Below are 23,251 nucleotides of genomic sequence, written 5' to 3'. Positions count from 1 at the left end.
GACTCGACCGCGGCTAACAGCGTATCTCGAATCGCGCGCCACCCGCCTCGCTCTCGGCGACCTGAATCTCCCAGCCGTGGGCCTCGATTATCTGATGGACGATCGCGAGGCCGAACCCGGTGCCGCTCGTCGAGAGAGTGTAGCCGAAGTCGAAGACGTTCTCCCGTTCGTCCTCGGGAATGCCGGGGCCGTCGTCCTCGACGAACACGCCCGAGCCGTCGTCTAAGTCACCGACGCGGACGCTGGGGGAATCACCGGCGTGAGTGAGGGCGTCGTCCAAAAGGTTCTCGACCACCCGACGGAGGCGCTCCTTGTCGGCCTCGACCGTGTATTCGGTCGTCACCGTGAGGTCGGCGTCGCCGGTCTGCAGCGCCTCCCAACACCCCGAGACGAGCGAGCGAAGCGACACCGTCTCCGTCGCATCGACTGCCTCCCCGTCGCGGGCCCACGTCAACACGTCGTCGATGAGCCGGGACATCCGGTCGTGGGCCGCCTCGACGCGTTCGAGGTGCGCCTCCTCGTCGTGGCCCTCGACGGCGAGTTCGAGATGGACGGACGCCAGATCCAGCGGCGTCCGCAGGTCGTGGCTGACGATAGATGCGAACTCGTCCAACCGCTCGTTCTGTCGGGCCAGCGCCTGTTCGCGTTCGACCTGCTGGAGCGCCGACTGGATTGTCGCGGCGAGGACACTACCAAGCGAGACGTCGGCGTCGTCGAAGGCGTCTACGTCCGTCGAGGAGAGGAGCAAGACGCCGCGCTCGCCCAGCGGCAGGACCATCTCGGAGCGGAGGGGCGTCTCCGGGTTGAGAACGTCGGGGTCGTCCCGAACGTCGGGACAAACGCTCACCTCGCCGCGCTCGTAGGCGTTCCACGCGATACTCTCACCGTCTTCGGTGAACGTCGGGATGTCGTCGAGGAGGGCCTCGGTGGCCGCCGTCGTCGCCGTCGGAACCAGCCCCCCCGCGGTCTCGTCGTAGAGGTGTATCGCGTTGATGTCGTGACCGAGAATATCGCGGGCCGCCGCGAGCCCGGTGTCGAGCACCGCGTCGCTGGACTCGGCGGCCATCAGCCGACGGGCGGTCTCGTGCAGTTCCGTCAGGCAGCGGTCGTAGTCCATCCGCTTGGTGATGTCGGTATAGACGCCGTACGTGAGCGAGCCGCCGTCAGGTCGTTCGACGTGGACGTTTCGGAACAGGAAGTCGCGCCACTCGCCGTCGGCGGTCTGTCGGCGTACCTCGTGACAGACGTCAGCACCGTTCGTGAGGGTGGTGCTGAGCGAAGTCGCCGCTGTGTCCCGCTTCGGTGACACGAGCAACTCGGTGACTGACGCCCCGACGGCGGTCTCGCTGTCGTATCCGAAGACGCGCTCGAAGGCGTCGTTGACCCGACGAATACGCGAGTCACCGTTCTCGACGTCGAGAACGACGGTCGGGTCCGGGAGATTGTCGAACAGCTCTCGGGCGCACTCGTCGGCGGCATCGGAGCGCTGCGGGCGGTTACTGGTCACGCTCCGGATACGCGCTGCCAGCGCGTCGTACTGGTCCTGGCCCCCCTTCCGAAGATAGCCAGTGACGCCCGCGTTCAGCGCGTCCGCCGCGATGCGTTCGCTACCGAGGTCGACGAAAAGGATGAACGGGAAATCCGGGCGGTCGAACTGCAAGGAGAGTCGGTCGTACAGTTCCAGCCCGTCGATTCGGGGCATCTCGTAGTCGCTCACGACGCAGTCGTACGCCGCCGGGTCGAACCGAGCGAGCGTGTCGGTCGGCGAGTTACTGCTGGTGACGTGGAACTCGCTGTCCCGTTCGAGTTCCCTCGCCGCTCTGTCGGTGATGGCTTCGTCGTCGTCGACGTGGAGGACGTGAATATCACCGGCAGCCATTGGTCAGGCTACTCCAACCAAGCACTTGAACGCGATGGGCCAGTTATCATAATTCATACGTAACCGCGAGGGTCCACGGGCCAGTACCCGAGCGCTCAGTTCCCGGCGTTGTATTCGTCGCCGTAGATCGACCGCAGCTTCGCCTCGAACTCGCCTCTGATGTTGCGCCGCTTCTTCTTCATCGACGGGGTCAACAGGTCGTTCTCCGCCGTCCACTCGGCGGGCACCAGTTCGAACTGCTTGATTCGCTCGACTTTCTCCAGTTCCTCGTTCGTCTCCTCGATGGCCGCCTCCATCCACGCCCGCACGCGGTCGTCCTCGCACTTGGCGTAGTCGTCTTCGGGGAGGTCGATTCCCTCCGCGTCGGCCCACCGTTCGAGTTCCTCGAAGTTCGGAACCACCAGCGCGGCGACGAACTTCTGGTCGTCCCCGACGACCATTATCTGTTCGACGCGGTCGTTCGTCGAGAACATGTCCTCGATGGGCTGTGGCGCGACGTTCTTCCCGGTCGAGAGGACGAGCAGTTCCTTCAGGCGGTCGTGATAGACCAGAAAGTCGTCGGGCGTCCGCTCGACGATGTCCCCGGTTCTGAACCAGCGTGTGCCGCCGATCTCGGTGAACGCCCGCTGGGTCGCACCGGGTTCGTCCCAGTAGCCGGTGGTCACATTCGGCCCGTCCACGAGCAGTTCGCCGAGCGGCCCAGTCACGTCCTCGAACTCCGACGGGTCGACCACGCTCTCGTCGATGCGGACGTCGACGTCATCGACGGGCACCCCGAGCGTCCCCGGACGGATGTCCTCGGGCGGGTTGACCGAGATGACGGGGGCCGTCTCAGTCAGTCCGTACCCCTCGACGATGGTTAGCCCCATCCCGAGGAACGTCTCACAGAGCGATTTCGAGAGGCTGCCCCCGCCACTGACCATGAACTCGATCTCGCCGCCGAGTTTCTCGTCGACGGTGCTGTAGACGAGTCGGTCGGCCAGCCCGCGCTTGGCATTCAACACGGGGCCGGGATCCTCGGCGCGGGCGTACTCGCGAGCGACATCCATCGCCCACTCGAAGATGCGCTGTTTGACTGGCGACTCGCTGGCCTGCTCGCGCATGTTACCGAAGATGCGCTCGTACACCCGCGGGACGCTCGCACCGGTGTTGGGCCGAATCTTCTGGATGTCGTCGGCGAGCGTATCCGGGTTCTCGACGTAGCCGACCGTCGCGCCGGAGCCGTACATGAAGAAGTGTCCGGCCAGTCGCTCGAAGACGTGTGCGAGCGGGAGAAATGCGATCGAGGTCGTTTCGGGCGTGACCGTCGGCAGATCCGGGTGTTTGTCCGCTCGCGGTGCGAGCCGCTTTCTCGTCTGGTTGACGTTCGCCCGGAAGTTGCGATGAGTCAACTGGACGCCCTTGGGTTGGCCGGTCGTCCCCGATGTGTAGATGAGGCTGGCGAGGTCGTCCGGGTCGCGCTCGTCGAGCCACGAGCGGTAGGCGTCCTCCTCGAAGGCCGCCTCGCCGCGTTCGTGCACGTCGGCGAGCGAGTAGACGTTCTCACGGTCCACGTCGCACTCATCCATCACGACGATAACGGACAGCGACAGCTCGTCTTCTACGTCGAGGACTCGCCGCAGCAACTCCTCGTTCTCGACGACGACTGCCTCGGCACCGGGGTCAGAAAGGAGATACTGGACCTGCCTCGGCGAGGATTCGGTGTACACCGTCGTCACGACGCCACCGGCCGCCAGCAAGGCGAAGTCCGACAGCGCCCACTCCATGCGCGTATTCGAGAACAGGCCGACGCGCATATCGGGTTCGACGCCGAGTTCGCGGAATCCCGCGGCGAGATGCTTGACGAGTTCGTGCATCCGCCCGTAGGTGATGCTCGCGTACTCACCTGTCGGTGCAGCGGGCAGAATCCCGTCGGTCAGCGTCCGGTCGTAGACGCCACCCTTGTACATCTGAGCGTCGCTCTCGGCGTTCCGTTCGGCGCTCGCCGCGAACAACTCCCCAAGCGTGTCGTCACCGATTACCTCGTCGGTGTAGGCCGCCTCCGCCTCGCGCCAGCTCGGTGTCCCTGCCATAGCACTCGCTATCGCCGGCGAAGGCAAATATATAAGGGAAGTTCATGCTCGGCCCGTTTGGAAAAGTTTTCTCAGCGACTGTGGCCGCGTCGGCGGCGCTTCGCTCACTCGATGTCGATGTTCTTGCCCTCGTCGGACTCGTCTTCGATGGTGAACCGGACTTCGAGCACGCCGTTGCGGTAGGTGGCGCTCGCGTCCTCGGCGTCGACGTGGGCCGGGAGGTCGATCGTCTCGGAGACGGTCCGTCGGCGGTAGGTGGAGCCCTCGCCGACTTCGTGCTCGCCACTGAGGTGGAGGCGATCATCGTGGATCTTCAGCGATAGCTCGTCGCGTTCGAACCCCGGAAGGTCCGCAAGCACCACGAAACCGTCGTCTGTCTCCTCGATGGAAACCCCGGCGTCCCAGCCACTGGAGTCTTCAAGAGCAGGGTCGCTCATGCCGCCGAACATCTCGCGTCGCATCTGGTCGAACAGTCGGTCCATGCTGTCGAAGGGGTATCGTTGTCCTCTCATAACAATCACATATAAGCATTGAGAGGAAATAAACACGTATGGATACGTGATAGCAATCGATATGCTACGACGTGAATTCTGTGCCGAGCGGCGAAGGATGACACCTATACCCGTCTGCCCACTCATCCCACGTATGACCGGAGACACAGGGGCCTGGTTCGCTGGTCTCGACCCCGACGACGCGGCGGGTGCGGCCGACCGCATCGAGAGCGGCCGCGCCGAGGAACCGTCCGACTGGCCCCGAGAGGCCGTCGAGAGCGGGTTCGCCGCCGACGAAGCGGCGTACTACGAGCGATTGCATACGGCGACGATCACGGCGACGGAGGCCGCCGTCCACGAACGCGAGACGGCCGGCGACCAGCAACTCGTCCATGCGGTGCGGGCGATGGCCGACTGCGAGCGCACGGCCAACGAACTGGCCGAGCGAGTCGCCGAGTGGGGTGGCAGTCGCTACGGCGAGAGCGAGAGCGGCGTCGCGTACGCCCGCGAGATAGCCGAAAGAGAGCCGGCGAACCGCGGCGACGAGGCGATTCAGTCGCTGGCCGAGCGAACCGTCTCCCTCGCAGAGGAAGCCGACGAACTGCGGTCGTTCATCGAACAGACCGCCCCCGCGGTCGCGCCGAACCTCTCGGCGCTGGCCGGGCCAGTGCTGGCCGCCCGACTCATCTCCCTCGCCGGTGGTCTCGAATCGCTCGCGAAACAGCCTAGCGGCACCGTCCAGGTCCTCGGTGCGGAGGACGCGCTGTTCGCCCACCTCAAGGGGAACGCCCCCTCGCCGAAGCACGGCATCATCTTCACCCACGAGTACGTCAGCGGGACCCGCCGCGAGGAACGCGGGTCCGCCGCCCGGGCGCTGGCGGGGAAGTTGAGCATCGCCGCGCGGGTCGACCACTACAGCGGCGAGCGAAAACCCGACCTCGACGCGGAACTGGACGAGCGCATCGAGCGTATCCGCTCGCGCGGGGGTGACGAGGAATGAGTCTCCCCGACGATGTCGAGCGCCACGAGTTCGACGGGACGACGAGCATCGCCACACGGGGCCATCCCGAATACGGCGAGCGAACCGACGGCGAGTGGCGGCGCTGGGACCCCCACCGCTCGAAGCTCGGCGCGATGCTCGAACTCGGGATGGACACCGGGCTCTCCGGCGGCGAGACGACGCTGTACCTCGGCGCGGCGGCCGGGACGACGGTGAGTCACGTTGCCGACTTCGGCGGGCCGACCTACGCCGTCGAGTTCGCGCCGCGGCCGGCGCGGGACCTGATCGGCGTCGCCGAGCGCCGTCCAAACCTCTTCCCGCTGTTGAAGGACGCCCGCAAGCCCGAGACGTACGCCCACGTCGTCGAGCCGGTGGACGTGCTGATTCAGGACGTGGCGACGCGCGGGCAGGGGCGCGTCGCCGCGCTGAACCGGCAGTTCCTCGGTAACGACGGCTGCCTATTGGCAGCCATCAAGGCCCGAAGTGAGGACGTGACCGCCGACCCCGAAGACGTCTTCGCCGACGTGCTTGCCGACCTCGAATCGAAATACGAGGTGCTCGAAACCGAACGGCTGTCGCCCTATCACGAGGATCACCTCGGCGTCGTCGCCCGCCCGCGACCGGAATGAGTTTCCCGAGCAGACGGCCATCGGAGGCGGACGGAAGGCTTTAACGGGTCGCTTCCGATTCCCAAGTCGATGGACAAGACGGGGTCTCCCGAGAACTTCACCCGGATGGGTACGCTCGGTATCGAGGAGGAGTTCTACGTCGTCGACGAGTTCGGTCGCCCCACGTCCGGAACGGACGAACTCGTCTACGAAACCGACCCACCGGCGATTCTGGAAGAGCGACTCGACCACGAACTGTTCAAGTGCGTCATCGAGACACAGACGCCGCTCATCGAGACGCCGGGCGAGGCGCGCGAGCAGTTGCTCGCCGTGCGTGAGGCGCTCGCCGACCACGCCGAACACAATGGCTTTCAAATCGCCGCAGCCGGACTCCACCCGCTGGCGAAGTGGCGCGAACTCGAACACGCCGAGAAGCCGCGCTACCGCGCGCAGCTGGACCGCATCCAGTATCCGCAGCACCGGAACACGACCGCGGGTCTGCACGTCCACGTCGGCGTCGACGACCCGGACAAGGCCGTCTGGGTCGCCAACGAACTCCGGTGGCACGTCCCCGTAATGTTGGCGCTGTCGGCGAATTCGCCGTACTGGAACGGCTTCGATACTGGTCTCCAGTCGGCCCGAGCGAAGATTTTCGAGGCGCTCCCGAACACCGGGATGCCAACGGCCTTCGCGGATTACGAGGCGTTCCAGCGCTACGAACGTCGGATGGTCGAGAGCGGGAGCATCGACGACCGCGGCGAACTCTGGTTCGACGTGCGACCCCACTCCGGGCACGGTACCGTTGAGGTGCGCGCCCCCGACGGGCAGGCCGACCCCGACCGAGTACTCGCCTTCGTGGAGTACGTCCACGCGCTCGTCGAGGACTACGCCGCGCGCTACGAAGACGGCGAGTCGGGGACCGACGTCCGCCGCGAACTCCTCGACGAGAACAAGTGGCGCGCGATTCGTCACGGACAGTCGACGGAACTGCTCGCCAAAGAGTCCGCGGAGACACGCTCACTCGCCGACATCGTCGAACACGAGTGCGAACGACTCGACATCGACGGCCTTCAGACGTTGTTCGACAGTGAGAGTGGTGCAGCGCGCCAGCGTCGAATCCGACGAGAAGAGGGCGTCCAGTCGCTATGTGAGTCGCTCTTGCTCGAGTACTGACTGTCGAGAACACTGTCTCGAGACGGACGAGTGACCGATACCGAAGCGGTATCGGGATGAAAGACTCTGGCTGCCACCACTGGTGTCCCCACACCTGTTCGTACCCCCGCTAGGCTCTTGGTCCACCATGGCACGATGCTCCGTGGCCCCACCACTGGCATCGCGTTCGCCGCGCCGTCTTCGATGGCGTCGGCGTGCCGTGGACGATCAATACTATTGAGGACAGTAGTAAAATACCATAGGGTCACTCTCATGCACGATAGTCAGAGCTCATTTCAGGTATCTTTTAAGTCTTAATCGTACAGGTCCGCATTTCCGAAAATCGTTTCTGCTCGAAAAGGTTGAAACGTTCATATCTCTGCAGTCGACACTCGGCTTGATAGCACAGTTGAGGCTGGAGCCAAGGTTTTTATCCGGCAATCGCTTTCGTCCCCACAGAGACGACGCATGTCTAGTGACGACACACCCGACGACAGAGAGGAGAGTGGAGACGTGCGCGAGCGTATCGAGCAGGAGGCCGACCGCGCCGTCGAACAGTTCGACGAGGGCATCGTGGACTTGCTGGCGTGGATACTCGACACCGATACCCGCGCGCGCATCTACGTCAGCCTCCGACAGAACCCCGAAAGTACGAGCGACGAGATCTCGGCAGCCACCGGACTCTATCCGAGCACCGTCCGCGAGGCGCTGGCCGAGCTCCACGACGAGGGGAAAGTGACCCGGAAGAAACGCAAGAGCGACGGTGCGGGCAACAACCCGTACGAGTACAGCGCGATTCCGCCGAGCGAACTCGTCAACAACATCGTTGGGGACGTCCAATCCGAACTGAACACGGTGTTCAACCTCGACGACCATCTGGACGAGAGCAACGACTCGGTATCGGACAGCGAACCGGTCACCATCTCCGTCGAGGACGCAGACGACGAGGACGACGAGTAGCCCGTTAGGAAGCCGAGAGAGGAAGATCTCTGAGACCGGGACACACTCCCGTGTGACGCTCTATCGGGGATTGACGAAGACGACACCACTAAATCAAACCCCGCCGTTTCCCGGAGCATGAAGGTCGCGCTTGGTGGAACGTTCGACCCTATTCACGACGGGCACCGCGCGCTGTTCGAGCGCGCGTTCGAACTCGGTGATGTAACTGTCGGACTCACAAGCGACGACCTCGCGCCGAAGACGCGCCACGACGAGCGACACGTCCGCTCGTTCGAGGACCGGCGGGACAACCTCGCGGTCGAACTTTCGTCGTTCGCCGATGGAAACGACCGGGACTGGCAGATTCGAAAGCTCACGGAACCGACCGGTATCGCCACCGAGGCCCAGTTCGACGTGCTCGTCGTCTCGCCCGAAACCGAGACCGGCGGCAAGCGAATCAACGAGATCCGCCGCGAACGCGGTCACGACCCGCTCGAGATTGCGGTCGTCCCCCACGTCTACGCCGACGACGGCGACATCATCTCTTCGACCCGCATCGTCAACGGCGAGATCGACGAACACGGCAACCTCACGCCCGAGCGCGAGGGCCGCGGTCAGCCGTCGTAATTACCAGTCCGGCGCTTCCAGCCCGACGCGCTCGATGAGTGCTTTCCACCGTTTCTGGATTGACAACCGAGAGACACCTGTCGCGTCGGCGACGGCGGTCTGTGAGCGTTCTTCGCCCGCGACCAGCGCCCCGACGTAGAGACTCGCCGCCAGAGACGCTCGTTTCGAACGCTCCTCGTCGGGCAGCGTCGAGAGAAACAGATCAACCGCGTGCGAACGCGCCTGCGTCCCGAGGTCAAGCGTCTCGGCGGCCGCTTCGATCTCCGAGAGCCACTCGTCTTGTTCGACCCGGTCGCTTGCGCGATACATGCACGCCTGTTGGCGGCCGACCCACCTAAAGCTCTCGCCGCGGAACGAAGGCTTCTTGATGACCTCGCGGAAACGATGGACTGCGCGCGGGTTGCCGAGCCAGGAAAAGGCGTAGCGCTTAGGACGCTATCCCGTAGGGGTCCGCCGGTTCAAATCCGGTCCCGCGCATATTCTGTCCGAACGACAGTGAGGACGAATAGCGGATGGAGCGGATTCTGAACCCTGCAAGGAACGCGCAGCGAACGACGTGAGCGAGCATTTCTTGCTCCGGTTCAAATCCGGTCCCGCGCACTTCTCCGCGAACAACTCGTGAGCCACAAGTCTCTCTCGATGTGCCTACGATGTGGTGGCTCTCACCAGCAGATTTGGCCGGCCTAAAGCACGAAAGCTATATAAGTTGTTTAGGCAAGCCTAAAAACATGGAACGCGATTCCGAGACACCGAGCGAACAGACTCGGCGGGAGTACCTGAGATACGGCGGGGCAGTCGTCGCTGGGAGCCTGCTCGCCGGCTGTTCGAGCAACGCGGACACCGGGGCGACCACGGGTGAGACGAGTTCAGACGAGAACGCTACGTCGACCGAAGCGGCCTCGAACGCGGACACGGTGGCCGAAGGCGGTTCGTACTCTGTGACGATGTCGCCGGTCGGGACGGTCACGTTCGAGTCACCGCCGGAGACGGTGTTCACGCGGCTCACTCACCACGCTGACATGGCGTTCGCACTCGGTCGCGGCGACGGCATCACCGCGATGCACGCGCCGGATTACTACGACGGCCTGTGGAACCAGTACGTCGAACGACTCCCCGACGTCTCCCTCGATTGGACGAGCCTGTACTCATCGTGGAAGCCCTCGAAGGAGAAGCTGTACGAACTCGACAGCGACATTCACCTCGCCGATCCCGCGTGGATCACCCAACTCGACAAGTGGAGCCAGTCGGATATTCAAGAGATCGCCGAAAACATCTCGCCGTGGTTCGGAAACTCGCTCAGCGACATCCACCGGGAGCCGACCGGCGAGTGGGCTAACAATTACGAGTACTACGGGCTCTGGGAGCAGTTCGAACTCGTCGCCGAGGTGTTCCGCGAGCGGACACGCTACGAGGAACTCGCCGCGGTAAACGAACAGTTGCGTTCGACGATCGAGACGAACCTCCCACCCAAATCCGAGCGACCGACCGCAGTCATGATCGCCGCCGCCGATATCGAGGAGATCTACACATATACCATGAACACGCCGGGGTTCCTGACGGCACACACCCGCCCGCTCGGCCCTCGTGACGCCTTCGAAGGAAGCGTCGAGAGCAACTCCGTTATCGACTTCGAGACGCTCCTAGAGGCCGACCCTGATGTCATACTTCACCTCGGCGGGATGGAACCGAAGACGGACATGGTCGAACGCCGAGCGGCATTCGAGGAGGATCCAGTCACGTCGGAGATCGCGGCCGTGAAAAACGACCGCGTCTACGCACAAGGTGCCCGGTACCAGGGCCCGATCCTCAGCCTCTTCCAGCTGGAAATGACCGCCAAGCAGCTGTACCCCGACGTCTTCGGTGAGTGGCCGACCTACGAGAAGGGACCATATCCGGAGATTCCAGCCGAGGAGCAGCTATTCGACCGTCAGCGTGTTTCGAACGCGATTCTCGGGAACGTCTGATACGGATTGTTGTAGTCTCGTACCGGTATCCTCGGGCCCGGTGTGACGATTGCCGGGCAACAGCTACAACAATCCGTCTGAGGTGACGGCAGTCGAATCGGGAACGGCCGTTTGCTGCCGAGCTGTCGACCGCCGCCGTGGCTGAAGGAGGAGAAGCGGCTCTTTTCTGGTGGCTCAGCGGTCGGCCATGTGGAGCAGCTGGAGCGTTTCGCGGATAAGATACTCTTTCTTGACGGACTCTTCGGCTTCGAGCGCCTCCGTCAGTCGCTTGCGGGCTTTCTGGTGTGCGATACTCTTTGTGCCAACGTCGCCGGTGGGTGGTTTTGTCGATGTCATGTCGAGATACCTCGGATGGGCAGCGGTGGACTGCCCCTGTGATACGCTCGTATATGGACTAGGCGAACGGGACTGGCTTCACCGCTCGGCCTGTATATTCCAGCGTCTCGGCTTCGTGTCGTCGGGGCGGACACAGTACTGCGGCTCTATGGCACCAGTTGACAGCAGCTACCGGAGACGATTGTGACGGACAGTTCGAACGGAGTGGTTCGAACAGGGCGTGCAAAGGGGCGTAACTCGGGGGCAGGACCGGTCGCTCGGCGTGCGCTACCGCTGGAGAACGTGACGGAGTTATTTGTGTGTGAACAACACGACGTTGCCGTCGTGGATGGCTGTACACAGGTCCATTTCGAAGTCGAGATTCAGCGAGGTGAATTCCTGCTTACAGACGACCATATCGTCGAACGGTTTCTCGCAGGCCGGACAGGCGACGGCAGTCGTGTTCTGGTACGATTTGATGGCGTCGTTGTCCTCGCGCGGCGTCAGCGACGAGACGAGGTCATCGAAATCTTCCATACCGGGAGTGGCGGGCCGGGTCGCTTAAATCATACGCCCAACTGCGGCGTTCAGACGAGAAGCGGCAGGGCTCGAAGCCAGCGACAGCGAGCGAAGCGGCCGACCGGGTACACCGGTGCGTTAAAGTGCGGTTGCAGTACTCCAAACCAGTATGGAACACTCGGGTGATGGAAGCCGATTCGTCCTCGTCGCGGGGACGACGGAGACGGCACAGCGGGACGGTATCAGCGCCGCCGGAGCCGATTCCGAACTGATGGTCGAGACGCCCGCGGCAGACGCCGAACTGCTCACGTACGGGCGGCCGGTCCGGACGGAGCACGTCCCGGTTAGCCCCAGCGGCTGTCCGACGCCCGCACTGGTCACGCGAGCGGTGCGGGAGCTACTGGGATTCGAGGTGACCGTCGTCGACGGCGGGCTGGCGAACCCGACCGCCGCGCCGACGGTGACGGTCGGCGCTGGTGTCGGGCGCGATATCGCGGAGCAGGACCCGGTGCCGACCGCGTACGGCGCGTTCGAGGCCGCACGGCAGTTCGGTCGGCGACTTCCGGCCGACGAGCTGTGGCTGGCGGAGACGATTCCCGGCGGGACGACGACAGCACTGGGCGTCTTGCGCGCGTTGGGCGAGGAGGCGATGGTCTCCTCGTCGCTACCGGCCAACCCGACCGAACAGAAACAGGCAGCTGTCGAAACAGCGCTCGAAGCGAGTTCGCTCGCGCCAGGCGACGCTAGCGGCGACCCTAAACGGGCCGTCCGGCGGATGGGTGACCCGGTCTTAGCGACGCTCGCGGGACTGACCGCCGGGGCCGTCGAGACGGATACGCCCGTGACGCTCGCGGGCGGGACACAGCAACTGGCCGTCGCGGCGCTGGTGCGCCACGGCGGCTACGAGGGACGACTGGGGCTGGCGACGACGCAATTCGTCGCCGACGACGAGACGGCGGACCTCCGAGCGAGCGCGGCGTCGCTCTCGCTCGACGTGACCGTGACTGACCCCGGGTTCGCCGAGAGCGATCACGTGGCGATGGAGCGCTTCGTCGCTGGCGAAGCGAAGGAGGGCGTCGGTATGGGTGGGGCGCTGGCGCTGGCCGACCGAGCGGGCATCCCGATGACCGACGTTCGCGAACGGTTCGCCGCGGTGTACGACGACCTGCTCGACAGTGCGGTCGGTGCGTCGCCGTGAAGGGCGTCGTCCTCGCGGGCACGGCTTCCGGCGTCGGCAAGACCGTGGCGACGTTGGCTACGCTGACCGCCCTCGACGCGGCGGGCTACGACCCGCAACCGGCGAAGGCCGGCCCGGACTTCATCGACCCGAGCCACCACGAGGCCGTCACCGAAAAATCGTCGCGCTCGCTGGATCCGTGGCTGGCCGGTGAGAGCGGACTGCGCCGAACATACTGGCGCGGCGAGGGCGATATCTGCGTCGTCGAGGGAATGATGGGGTTATACGACGGGTCGGCGGCCTCGACAGCCAGTGTCGCCGAAGCGCTCGACCTACCGGTGGTGCTGGTCGTCGATGCGAGCGCCGGGATGGAGAGCGTCGGCGCGACGGCGCTCGGGTTTCGCACCTACGCGGACCGCATCGGCCGAGACGTGGACGTGGTCGGCGTCCTCGCACAGCGGGCCCACGGCGGGCGACACGCCGAGGGCATCCGCGGGGCGCTTCCCGACGAACTGGCGTATCTAGGCCGGATTCCGCCGACGACGGCCCTCGAAATCCCGGAGCGACATCTCGGCCTCCACATGGGCGAGGAAGCGCCCATCGACGGGGACGCGCTCGCAGAAGCGGCAGCACACATCGACACCGAGGGACTCGTAGACGCGGCCCGCGAACCGCCGACAGAGTCGCCGTCACCGCCGGAACCGACCGGGAAGCAAATCGTGATCGCGCGCGACGCCGCCTTTTGTTTCGTCTATCCGAGCACCGTCGAACGTCTCCGTGAACTGGGCGAGGTGACGCCGTTCTCGCCGCTCGCCGGTGACCCGGTTCCCGACGCGGACGCCGTCTACCTGCCCGGCGGATATCCGGAACTGCATGCCCCGGAACTGGCCGAGTCGCCCACGATCGACGAGATCGGGGAACGAGCGGCCGATGGAGTGCCCATCTACGGCGAGTGTGGCGGGTTGATGGCGCTCTCAGAGTCGCTCTCGACGACCGAGGGCGACACCTACGAGATGGCAGGCGTGTTGCCAGCGGCCGTCGAGATGCGCGAGCGCTATCAGGCGCTCGACCACGTCGAGCTGACTGCGGCGCGGGCGACGCCGCTCGCCGTCGAGGGGACGACTCGCCGCGGCCACGAGTTTCACTACTCCGCGGCCACCGTGGAGTCGGATGCGAGGTTCGCCTTCGACGTCGAGCGCGGGACCGGCATCGACGGCGACCACGACGGTCTCACCGAGTACGCTACCGTTGGGACGTACTGTCACACCCACGCGGCGAGCGGTGCCTTCGACCGGCTGCTGACGAATCGGTGACGGCTGGCCGTTCGGCAACGCGGGCTGTCTGACAGAGGGCCGACGGTCGGCTGACTGCCCATAAACTTTTTTCCTGTCTGCCATCGTGATACGTACAATGAACGAGTTGCGCGACCTGCTCGCCGACGTGGTCGCAGACGCCGATGCCGTCTCGCTGTTCTCTCCGAACGCCGCTGCCTTCGAGCAGTTCGAGGACGCGGATCTCCCCGTCGTCGTCGTTGGCCCGGAGAACACCGTTGGCGCGGATAATTTCGTCGAACTGCCGATCGACTTCACCGATCTCGAAGATCGGATACGCTTCGGTATCGAGGGCGCACTGGAAAAAGAGTTCTTCGAGGAGGGAGACGAAGTCGTCTGCGTGACTGACTTCTTAGGTGGGGTCGGAAACACCGTCGCCCGTATCGAGACCAACGAGTTCTCGCCGTCGGGCGTCTACGACCTGTTCGTCAACTCCCGGGCCGAACCCGGCGTCGTTCGTGACGTCTTCGAGGTGGCCATCGAACTCGGGAAGAAAGGCCAGAAGGGCAAACCCGTCGGCGCGCTGTTCGTCGTCGGCGACGCCGGCAAGGTGATGAATAAGTCCCGGCCGCTCTCGTACAACCCCTTCGAGAAGTCCCACGTCCACGTCGGCGACCCCATCGTCAACGTGATGTTGAAGGAGTTCTCGCGGCTCGACGGTGCGTTCGTCATCTCCGACGCCGGAAAGATCGTCTCCGCGTACCGCTACCTCGAACCCTCTGCCGAAGGGGTGGACATCCCGAAGGGGCTGGGTGCGCGACACATGGCTGGTGGGGCAATCTCTCGCGATACGAACGCGACTGCGATCGTCCTCTCCGAGAGCGACGGCCTCGTGCGGGCGTTCAAAGGCGGGGAAATCGTCCTCGAAATCGACCCTGAGGAATACTGACGATGCAACTGGGATTCGACTGGCCGGACGTCATTCGAACGCTGTTCTCGCCGGAGAACGCCGTGTTGCTCTCGATTATCGTCCTCTTCGTCGGCCTGATACTCGGCGTACTCGTCTGGCGGGCCTCACGGCAGTTCATGCGTGAACTTGGCGTCCCCGAGGCCGTCGAAGGGACGCCGTTCGAGCGGACCGCTCGGAGTCTGGGCACGTCCACGGTCGGAATCGTCTCGAACCTCGCGGCGCTGTTCGTCTACATCGTCACCGTCACGGTAGCGCTGAACATCGCCCAACTGGGCAATCCGGAGGCGTACTGGACTCGTTTCACCGGCTTCCTCCCGGACCTCTTTATCGCCGCCTTCGCGCTCATCATCGGTCTCATCGCTGGTGATAAGGCACGGCTCGTCGTGTCGGAGCGCCTCCGGAGCGTGAAACTCCCGGAGGCGACGCTGGTGCCGGAACTCGTCAAGTACAGCATCTTCTATCTGGCCGTCCTCATCGCACTCGGTCAGCTAGGCGTCGATACGATGGCGCTGCTCATCCTGCTTGCGGCGTACTCCTTCGGTCTCGTCTTCATCATCGGTCTGGCGCTGAAAGACCTGTTAGCTGCGAGCGCCGCCGGACTCTACCTCTTGCTGTCGGAGCCGTACAGCATCGGTGACGAGGTTGTTATCGGCGACCGCCAGGGTATCGTTCAAGAGGTCGATATGTTCGTCACGCACGTCGAGAGCGAGGGGAAAGAACACATCATCCCGAACCAGTTGGTCATCCGGTCGGGTATCGTCCGCGTCCGGAACTAGCTGTCGACGCTAATTGTTGGCGTCATTGCCCCGTTCTATCGGCTCCGCCGGGACGCCAGCGACGGTCGTCTCCGGCGGGACGTCGTCCGTGACGAGGGAGTTCGCAGCCACCTGCGCGTCGGCTCCAATCGTCACGCCCGGGAGGACGATCGCGCCCGCGCCGATCATCGCTCGTTCGCCGACGACGACTTCGCCGGTGCGATACTCGGTCTGGAGGAACTCGTGACAGAGCAGCGTCGCGTCGTAGCCGACGATGGCGTCGTCTCTGACGGTGATGAGTTCCGGCCAGAACACGTCCGGTGTCGATTCGAGGCCCCACGCGACGCCGGTCCCGACGGTGACGCCGAGACGGCGCAACAGCCAGTTTTTGAGCTGCAGACTCGGCGAGACGCGACAGATGAGGATGACGGCGTAGTTGACCATCACGCGCAGCGGGTGTTTCGCGTCGGGCCACGAGAACAGGGAGTTGCGCGGGCCGGGGGTCGGATGGCGGTCGAGGTCGTCGTGTCGTTGGCCGCTCACAGGAACCGATAGCGACCCGGAGATAATCAAACCACTCGGACCTGCTGTGTCAGTCGGTGCCGTCGTCCGTGTCTCGAAGGCAGTACGACCGCAGTCGTCGGTAGGCGGCTCAGTCGCTCTGGAACGTCGCTTTGCAGTCCTCGTCACAGAAGAGGTAGACGGTGACGCCGTCCTCCATCGTCGCCACCGTCGGCGTTCGCTCTCCGGGGTCGAGTTCTCCATCGCACTTCGTACAGATCGTCACGATATCGCCGTCCGCCGTCTCGCTGAGCGAGGTCTCGGCGATCGTTTCGTCTACGTGTGGCGACATTACGTTCCCCCGAGCGTGCTGTCGACATCGTCGCCGACGATACCCGGCTCCCGAGCGAGAATGTCTCGCCGTTCGGGACCCGTTGTGTCTGTCTCGGCCAACCTTCGCGCTGTGCCCGCAGTTCGGTCGAAGTGGCAGTTACTCTGCTCCGACCGCCGCGGTCCGTTCGCTGTGGATGCCGCCACGAGGGCCCCCACCCTCTGATCACGAGTGCGACTGGCGGGGCGTGATCCCACCCTCCCTATCAGGGTCTGCGTCCGTTCGCTCATACACTGGTCCTGCCACCTACGGGTTCGTCTACCGGCCACATATCACTGGCCCGTATACTCGTACGCTCGACGGAGAGGTTCGGCGAATATGGATGCACGGGCCGTCGGTTCGCCGAGAGGAGCGCTATACCGCCGAGTTACTGTTCCGGCCCGGTCGCCGACTGCTCGCCGAAGACGATGTCGAAGAGCTTTCGCTCCCCCTTCCGGATGTGTCGGCTCACCGTCGGTTGGGAGATGCCGAGGATTTCCGCGATATCGCTGCCGGAGCTATCCCGTGGGAAGTTGAAGAACCCGGCGTGGTATGCCGTTCGCAACACCTCCTCTTCGCGGTCAGTCAACTGCTCTAAGTAGATGGCTTCGAACTCCTCTTCGGTGAGGACCGGCCGGTCGAGTTCGCGTCTGGCGGTCAGTTCCGCGTCGTACTGACTCAGGAACATCTCTAAGAACGCCTTGATGTCGCCCGAACTGGGGAGTTCGACCAGCAACTCCGCGCCCTCCGGCGTCGAGGTGAGCGTGGTCGGGTGCGCCCCGGCGCTGAGTAGCGACGCGAAGAAACTCGTCTCGTTGAGCGTCGCCTCGTAGAAGTAGCCGCTCTCTCGCTGTGCGATCAGTCGGATGTCTTTGATCGCCGTCGAGCGGTCGGCAAACGTTCTGATGGTATCGGGACTGCTTCCGTCGATAGTGAAGAACGCCCGCAACGTTCCATCAGCCTGATCGACCAGCGCCTCGAACTCGAACCGACTGCCGGTTTCCTGTGTGAACTTGATCGCCGCGATGTCGGGATCGGTCACCCGAAACTCCAGTTCGACGGCCGTCTCGCTCACGAGCATCTTCTTCCGTTCGAGGGCGTTGATCGCGTACCCGATCATCCGCCCCAACTCCGCCAGCACGGTTTCCTCTAACTCGTCGAAGATGTTCGGGGTCCCCGCGTACAGGTTCAACACGCCGTAGAGGATGTCTTCGTGAACGAATGGCACCGAGATACTCGCGCGGTAGCCGCGCTGGAGGGCGGCTTGTCGCCACGGCTCGAAGGGCGGGTCACTGTGGAGGTTGTTCTCGACCTGTGGTTCGTGTGTCTTGACCGCTCGACCCGTCGGTCCGTTCGCCGCCGACGCCTCGTCGGCCGTGATCTCGATATCGTCCAGATACCCCTTCTCGACGCCCGCAGACGTTCGCGGCACGACTCGTCCGCCGACCGTCTCCTGTTCGCCGACCCACGCGAAGCGATAGGACTCGGCGTTCGCCAACTTCGTACACACCGTCTGTTCGATTTCTTCCCGAGTGGTCGCCTCGGTCAACACCTGCGTAATCTCACGGATGACCGAGTTGAGACGGTTGACCCGAGCTAACGTCTCCGTGCGCGCTTCGAGTTCCGCGGTTCGCTCTCGCAGTTGCTCTTCGCGTTCGACCCGGTCGAGAGCCGCCTGGATGTTCGCTACGAACAGCGTCACGAGCGTGAGATCGTGCTGCGAGAACGTCTTCGGTTCCGTCGCACCGCTTACGAACACGCCGTAACTCCCGATGGGAAAGAGAACGACGCTCTGTAGCGGCGTCTCCGACGCGGAGAGGTTCGACGCCGCCGAGACGTCCGGGATCACCCGCCGCTCCTGTTCGAGGTAGACCTCCCACGGGAGGTCACGCTCTGGGGCGAACAGTTCCGTTTCGTCGGTGAGCGTGTCGGCGGCGATCGTTCGGGCCATCGGCTGGAGCGTCCCGGTCTGTTCGTCGTAGTACGCGATCATGGAGATCGGTAGGTCGAGCGTGTCCTGTGCAGTTCGAACCGCGATGTTACAGGCTTCTTCGACCGTCTCGGCCGTCGAGAGGGCCTGTGCCCCCTCGTTCAACTGCCGCAGTCGCTGCTCCCGTCGTTTCTGTTCGCTGACATCCCGAACGATACCGGTGAAGAACCGCTCGCCTTCGTAGGTAATCTCACTGAACGAGATACTGAGTGGCACCTCGGTGCCGTCACTGTGCTGGCCCGAGAGTTCGACGTTGTCCCAGTCGAGCTGGCGTTCGCCGGTATCGAGATACCGCTGGAAGCCCGCTTCGTGACGCGAAGCGAGTCGGTCGCTCATCAAGCCGGTCAACGGTTCGCCGATCAGTTCCGACGGCGTGTATCCCAAAATCTCCTCCATCGCGGGATTCACGAAGCGAATCTTGCTGTCGGTATCGATGGTGATGATGCCGTCGTTGGCGATTCGAGCGACCGCTTCGAGCAGCTGTGCCGGGTTCTGTAAGTCCGATTCGGGCGAGGGCTCTTTGTCGGTCGCCGAGTCGAGTCTGGTCTCCCGTGCCGAGGACCGAACCGTGTCGAGACGGGCGCGGAGTCGGTGGGCCAGCGTCGAGTCGTCGGTCGGATCCACGGAGAGCGGGACGACTTCGTCGATTCCGACTGCCGAGGCCTCTCGAAGCAAGTCGGTCGTGACATCGTCTGCGAGTAGTATCGTCTGCAGGTCGAAAGCCGTCTCGGCAGCAGCGGCGAGAAACGAGAGACCGTCCGTCGTCTGGAGGTCTTCGCGGGCGAGGAGAACCTCGTATTCGGTTGCTTCGAGCAGTTTGGTGGCGTCATCAGCAGTCTCTGCCACGTCGACGTCTGCCGCGGACAGCACTTCTCGCAACGTCTCGACGTGGACCGACGATTCCGTCGGGTCCTGATCGACAAGCAAGATGTGGATTGGAGATGAAGACATAGTATCTCGACTATCGTGTCATTAGCTACCACTACATTGGGCCGTATAGCTCAAAAATGAGGGGGAAAGAGGTTATCTATCTTATATTTCGAGCGGCGATAGAACCTGAGCCGGTGTCGTCAGTCGCCGCGAATCTCGGCCATGTGATCGATTCGCTGCTGGACGAGGTCGGGTTTACCGATGTCGTGGCGCACCCGTAGCCCCTCGGTGCCCGCCCGTTCGAGGGCACCTTCGGCGATTTCTTCGGCGTCCGTGATGGAATCAGCGACGCCGACGACGGCATAGGAGCGAGACGTCGTCGTGTAGATACCGTCGTCGCGCTGGTCGACGCTGGCGTAGTACAGGATTGCCTCGCCGGCGTTGTCCTCGTCGATGGTCACCTTCGCACCGGCTTCGGGGTCAGTCGGGTAGCCGTCGGGGACGGCGTACTTACAGACGGTGGCCTTCGGACGGAAGGACAGTTGCGGGAGCGACACGTCGTCGCGGGCGGCCGTCAGCACGTCGAGGAAGTCCGTGTTCAACACCGGGAGCGTGTTCATCGCCTCGGGGTCGCCGAAACGTGCGTTGAACTCCACAACGCGCGGGCCGGTCTCGGTCAGCATGAACTGACCGTAGAGAACGCCCTTGTAGCCGGAAAGTGCCTCGACGGTCGCTTTGAGCACGTCGACGGCGTCGCCGTAGTCGTCCTCGGTCATGAACGGCAGTTCGAGGGTGGAATCGGAGTAACTCCCCATCCCGCCGGTGTTCGGCCCCTCGTCGCCCTCGTAGGCGCGCTTGTGGTCCTGCACCGCCGGCGTCACGCGGAGGTCGCCGTTGGCGACGAACGCCTGCACCGTGAACTCTTCGCCGACGAGGCGCTCTTCGAGAACGACCCGGTCGTAGTCCGAATCCCGGAGGTACTCCTTCGCTCCCTCGGCGGTACACTGGTCGCCGATAACGCGGACGCCCTTCCCACCGGTCAGCCCGGCGGGCTTGACCGCGAGGTCGCCGTCGTACTCGTCGATGTAGTCGCAGGCGGCCTCCATGTCCTCGAACGTCTCGAAGTCCGGACAGCCGGGGATGTCGTGTTCGCGCATGAAGCGGCGCTGGAACGCCTTGTCCGTCTCGATGCGGGCTTCCTGCTCCTGTGGGCCGAAGGCGTAGATGTCCTCGTCGTCCAGCGCGTCGGCGACGCCCGCCGCAAGCGGTGCCTCGGGACCGACGACGGCCAGCGTCGCGTCCACCTCGCGGGCGTAGGTCGTGACGGCCTTGGGGTTGGTCGTATCGAGCGTCTCGAAGCCCTCGGCCAGGGCGACGATGCCGGGGTTCTTGTTCCCGGCACAGGCGTACAGGTCCGCGTCGGAGTCGGCAAGCGCGCGAGCGACGGCGTGTTCGCGGCCGCCACCGCCCACCAGCAGCACAGTCTCGGTCATACCCGAACGCCGGATGGGCGGCACCGTAAGTATTGCTCTCTCGTGCTGATGCCGGACACACTCCTTTTCCCCGCGGCCGACCGAGTGGCGAGTATGAGCGACAACGCGGACCCGACGACCCGAAACCGTCTCGACGAGGAGGAGAGCCCGTATCTTCGACAGCACGCCGACAATCCGGTGAACTGGCAGCCGTGGGACGAACAGGCGCTCGAAGCCGCCAAAGAGCGCGACGTACCTATCTTCCTCTCCATCGGCTACGCGGCCTGTCACTGGTGTCACGTCATGGAGGAGGAGAGCTTTCAGGACGAGGCCGTCGCGGAGACGCTGAACGAGCACTTCGTCCCCGTGAAGGTGGACCGGGAGGAGCGACCCGACGTCGATTCGGTGTATATGAGCATCTGCCAGCAGGTGACGGGTCGCGGCGGGTGGCCGCTGTCGGCGTGGCTCACGCCCGAGGGCAAGCCGTTCTACGTGGGGACGTACTTCCCGCCCGAGGAGAAGCGCGGGATGCCCGGTTTTCGCGACCTGTTGGAAGATCTCTCGACCTCGTGGGCCGACCCCGAACAGCGCGACGAGATGGAGAATCGCGCGGATCAGTGGACTGACGCCATCGAGAGTGACTTAGAGGCGACGACGGGTCAACCCGGCGACCCGGAAGAGAACATCATCGGAACAGCGGCCACCGTCGCCCATCGCGGCGCGGACCGGGATAACGGCGGGTGGGGCTCGGGCGGGCCGAAGTTCCCCCAAACCGGGCGAATCCACGCGTTGCTTCGGGCTTCCGCAGACGGTGAATCGCCGTCCAGCTCGGGACTATCGGGTGGCGAACAGCGCAGTCCGGACGACGACGGTGACGACTACCTCGCCGTCGTCGAGGAGACGCTGAACGCGATGGCCGACCGGGGACTGTACGACCACGTCGGCGGCGGCTTCCACCGCTACTCGACGGACTCCCAGTGGGGGGTACCCCACTTCGAGAAGATGCTGTACGACAACGCCGAAATTCCGCGAGCCTTCCTCGCGGGCTATCAGGCCATCGGCAACGAGCGGTACGCCGCCGTCGTCCGAGAGACGTTCGAGTTCGTCCAGCGCGAACTCCAACACGAGGACGGTGGGTTCTTCAGCACGCTCGATGCGGTGAGTCGCCCTCCCAGCGACCCCGACGGCGAGACCGAAGAGGGCGCGTTCTACGTCTGGACGCCTGAGCAGGTTCACGACGCCGTGGACGACGAGGCGGCCGCCGAGATCTTCTGTGAGTACTACGGCGTCACCGACCGCGGCAACTTCGAGGGACAGACGGTGCTCGGCGTACGGAAACCGCTCCACGTCATCGCAGAGGAGCGCGACCTAACCGAGGACGAAGCGACCGAGAAACTCCAGCAGGCGCTCGACGAAGCGTTCGCTGCCCGCGAGGAACGGCCGCGACCGGCCCGCGACGAGAAGATTCTCGCGGGGTGGAACGGCCTCATGATTTCGACGCTGGCCGAGGGTGCTATCGTCTTGGACGAGGAGTACGCCGACGTGGCGGCCGACGCGCTCGACTTCGTCCAAGAGCACCTCTGGGACGCCGACGCGGGCCGACTCTCGCGGCGGTACAAGGACGGCGACGTGGCCATCGACGGCTACCTCGAAGACTACGCGTTCCTCGGCCGCGGCGCGCTGAACCTCTTCGAGGCGACGGGCGACGTGACCCACCTCGACTTCGCGATGGACCTCGCCGACGCGGTCATCGAGGCATTCTGGGACGACGAGGCCGAGACGCTCTACTTCACGCCGACCGGCGGCGAGTCGCTCGTCGCCCGCCCGCAGGAACTCACCGACCAGTCGACGCCGTCGAGCACCGGCGTCGCCGTCTCGCTGCTGCTCTCGCTCTCGCACTTTCGAGACGACGACCGCTTCGGCGATGTCGCGGAGAAGGTCGTCCGCACGCACGCCGACCGCATCTCCTCGAACCCGCTCGAACACGCGTCACTGACGCTCGCGACCGACGAGTACGAACAGGGGTCGCTCGAACTCACGCTGGTCTGTGACCCGAGCGACCCGCCTGCCGAGTGGACTGAGACGCTCGCATCGACGTACGTACCGCGTCGCCTCCTCGCGTGGCGACCCGCCGACGCCGAGTCTCTGGACACGTGGTTGGCGACGATCGAACTGGACGACGAACCGCCTATCTGGGCTGGCCGCAACGCCGCCGAGAGCGACCCGACGGTGTATGCGTGCCGAAATTTCGCGTGTTCGCCCCCGAAACACGACTTCGACGCGGCGCTCCGGTGGGGACGGGAGTAGAA

The 23,251-nt window shown here is 64.4% G+C and carries 21 protein-coding genes and 1 tRNA gene; 12 read left to right on the top strand and 10 right to left on the bottom strand.

What is annotated here, in order from left to right; translation table 11 throughout:
• Positions 1-13: 13 nt before the first annotated feature.
• The 3 genes from E4S61_RS03915 to E4S61_RS03905 form a co-directional block, all read right to left on the bottom strand.
• Positions 14-1,879 (bottom strand): ATP-binding protein, encoded by a 1,866-nt coding sequence (locus E4S61_RS03915; protein WP_135302590.1) that lies wholly within the window; start codon positions 1,877-1,879, stop codon positions 14-16.
• Positions 1,880-1,974: 95 nt separating this feature from the next.
• The gene (locus E4S61_RS03910) at positions 1,975-3,951 is read right to left on the bottom strand and encodes an AMP-dependent synthetase/ligase (RefSeq protein WP_135302589.1); all 1,977 of its coding nucleotides are present in this window, start codon (positions 3,949-3,951) and stop codon (positions 1,975-1,977) included.
• 104 nt (positions 3,952-4,055) lie between these two features.
• The gene (locus tag E4S61_RS03905; protein ID WP_167768402.1) at positions 4,056-4,463 is read right to left on the bottom strand and encodes an Hsp20/alpha crystallin family protein; all 408 of its coding nucleotides are present in this window, start codon (positions 4,461-4,463) and stop codon (positions 4,056-4,058) included.
• A 133-nt stretch (positions 4,464-4,596) separates the two neighbouring features.
• Between E4S61_RS03905 and E4S61_RS03900 the strand changes: the two genes are divergently transcribed.
• The 5 genes from E4S61_RS03900 to E4S61_RS03880 all read left to right on the top strand — a co-directional run bounded on the left by E4S61_RS03900 (position 4,597) and on the right by E4S61_RS03880 (position 8,768).
• Positions 4,597-5,442, top strand: coding sequence for an NOP5/NOP56 family protein (locus E4S61_RS03900; RefSeq protein ID WP_135302587.1), 846 nt, complete (start codon positions 4,597-4,599; stop codon positions 5,440-5,442).
• Complete coding sequence (locus E4S61_RS03895; RefSeq protein ID WP_135302586.1) at positions 5,439-6,071, top strand: fibrillarin-like rRNA/tRNA 2'-O-methyltransferase; 633 nt, start codon at positions 5,439-5,441, stop codon at positions 6,069-6,071. The genes E4S61_RS03900 and E4S61_RS03895 overlap by 4 nt, the downstream gene beginning before the upstream one ends.
• Positions 6,072-6,140: 69 nt before the next feature.
• Positions 6,141-7,223: a glutamate--cysteine ligase gene (locus E4S61_RS03890; RefSeq protein WP_135302585.1), complete on the top strand. Its 1,083-nt coding sequence runs from the start codon at positions 6,141-6,143 to the stop codon at positions 7,221-7,223.
• A 447-nt stretch (positions 7,224-7,670) separates the two neighbouring features.
• Positions 7,671-8,162 (top strand): helix-turn-helix domain-containing protein, encoded by a 492-nt coding sequence (locus tag E4S61_RS03885; RefSeq protein ID WP_135302584.1) that lies wholly within the window; start codon positions 7,671-7,673, stop codon positions 8,160-8,162.
• A 117-nt stretch (positions 8,163-8,279) separates the two neighbouring features.
• On the top strand, positions 8,280-8,768 hold the full coding sequence (locus E4S61_RS03880; RefSeq protein ID WP_135302583.1) for a phosphopantetheine adenylyltransferase: 489 nt from the start codon (positions 8,280-8,282) through the stop codon (positions 8,766-8,768).
• Here the strand turns inward: E4S61_RS03880 and E4S61_RS03875 are convergent, their stop codons facing one another.
• On the bottom strand, positions 8,769-9,077 hold the full coding sequence (locus E4S61_RS03875) for a transcription initiation factor IIB family protein (RefSeq protein WP_135302582.1): 309 nt from the start codon (positions 9,075-9,077) through the stop codon (positions 8,769-8,771).
• Between the two features lie 84 nt (positions 9,078-9,161).
• On the opposite strand from E4S61_RS03875, the gene E4S61_RS03870 reads away from it, so the two are divergent.
• A tRNA-Leu gene (locus E4S61_RS03870) sits at positions 9,162-9,245 on the top strand.
• 251 nt (positions 9,246-9,496) lie between these two features.
• Complete coding sequence (locus E4S61_RS03865) at positions 9,497-10,732, top strand: ABC transporter substrate-binding protein (RefSeq protein ID WP_135302581.1); 1,236 nt, start codon at positions 9,497-9,499, stop codon at positions 10,730-10,732.
• A gap of 174 nt (positions 10,733-10,906) precedes the next feature.
• On the opposite strand, the gene E4S61_RS25205 is transcribed toward E4S61_RS03865, so the two are convergent.
• Both E4S61_RS25205 and E4S61_RS03860 read right to left on the bottom strand, forming a co-directional pair.
• The gene (locus tag E4S61_RS25205) at positions 10,907-11,068 is read right to left on the bottom strand and encodes a hypothetical protein (RefSeq protein WP_167768401.1); all 162 of its coding nucleotides are present in this window, start codon (positions 11,066-11,068) and stop codon (positions 10,907-10,909) included.
• Positions 11,069-11,359: 291 nt separating this feature from the next.
• Positions 11,360-11,584 (bottom strand): DUF7385 family protein, encoded by a 225-nt coding sequence (locus E4S61_RS03860; RefSeq protein WP_135302580.1) that lies wholly within the window; start codon positions 11,582-11,584, stop codon positions 11,360-11,362.
• Between the two features lie 151 nt (positions 11,585-11,735).
• Between E4S61_RS03860 and cobT the strand changes: the two genes are divergently transcribed.
• From cobT to E4S61_RS03840, 4 genes are all read left to right on the top strand, one after another.
• On the top strand, positions 11,736-12,764 hold the full coding sequence (gene cobT / locus E4S61_RS03855) for a nicotinate mononucleotide-dependent phosphoribosyltransferase CobT (protein ID WP_135302579.1): 1,029 nt from the start codon (positions 11,736-11,738) through the stop codon (positions 12,762-12,764).
• The gene (locus E4S61_RS03850; protein WP_135302578.1) at positions 12,761-14,056 is read left to right on the top strand and encodes a cobyrinic acid a,c-diamide synthase; all 1,296 of its coding nucleotides are present in this window, start codon (positions 12,761-12,763) and stop codon (positions 14,054-14,056) included. Before cobT ends, E4S61_RS03850 begins: the two co-directional genes overlap by 4 nt.
• A gap of 97 nt (positions 14,057-14,153) precedes the next feature.
• Positions 14,154-14,963 (top strand): diadenylate cyclase DacZ, encoded by an 810-nt coding sequence (gene dacZ, locus E4S61_RS03845; protein WP_135302577.1) that lies wholly within the window; start codon positions 14,154-14,156, stop codon positions 14,961-14,963.
• Between the two features lie 2 nt (positions 14,964-14,965).
• Complete coding sequence (locus E4S61_RS03840; protein WP_135302576.1) at positions 14,966-15,760, top strand: mechanosensitive ion channel domain-containing protein; 795 nt, start codon at positions 14,966-14,968, stop codon at positions 15,758-15,760.
• A 9-nt stretch (positions 15,761-15,769) separates the two neighbouring features.
• On the opposite strand, the gene E4S61_RS03835 is transcribed toward E4S61_RS03840, so the two are convergent.
• The 4 genes from E4S61_RS03835 to purD all read right to left on the bottom strand — a co-directional run bounded on the left by E4S61_RS03835 (position 15,770) and on the right by purD (position 20,963).
• Entirely contained in the window at positions 15,770-16,282 is a 513-nt protein-coding gene (locus E4S61_RS03835; protein WP_245180561.1) for an acyltransferase, read from the bottom strand.
• 109 nt (positions 16,283-16,391) lie between these two features.
• Positions 16,392-16,592 (bottom strand): DUF7576 family protein, encoded by a 201-nt coding sequence (locus E4S61_RS03830; protein WP_135302575.1) that lies wholly within the window; start codon positions 16,590-16,592, stop codon positions 16,392-16,394.
• A gap of 406 nt (positions 16,593-16,998) precedes the next feature.
• Entirely contained in the window at positions 16,999-19,551 is a 2,553-nt protein-coding gene (locus E4S61_RS03825) for a bacterio-opsin activator domain-containing protein (RefSeq protein ID WP_135302574.1), read from the bottom strand.
• 119 nt (positions 19,552-19,670) lie between these two features.
• Positions 19,671-20,963 carry a phosphoribosylamine--glycine ligase gene (gene purD, locus E4S61_RS03820; RefSeq protein ID WP_135302573.1) on the bottom strand — a complete coding sequence of 431 codons (1,293 nt, stop codon included), beginning with the start codon at positions 20,961-20,963 and terminating at the stop codon, positions 19,671-19,673.
• Positions 20,964-21,056: 93 nt separating this feature from the next.
• On the opposite strand from purD, the gene E4S61_RS03815 reads away from it, so the two are divergent.
• Positions 21,057-23,249: a thioredoxin domain-containing protein gene (locus E4S61_RS03815; RefSeq protein WP_135302572.1), complete on the top strand. Its 2,193-nt coding sequence runs from the start codon at positions 21,057-21,059 to the stop codon at positions 23,247-23,249.
• The last annotated feature ends 2 nt before the right edge of the window (positions 23,250-23,251 follow it).

The sequence above is a fragment of the Haloarcula amylovorans genome (assembly GCF_004681185.1).
GTDB lineage: Archaea > Halobacteriota > Halobacteria > Halobacteriales > Haloarculaceae > Haloarcula > Haloarcula amylovorans.
Note: the sequence above shows the minus strand (reverse complement) of the source record. Positions and strands in the feature narration are given on the sequence as shown.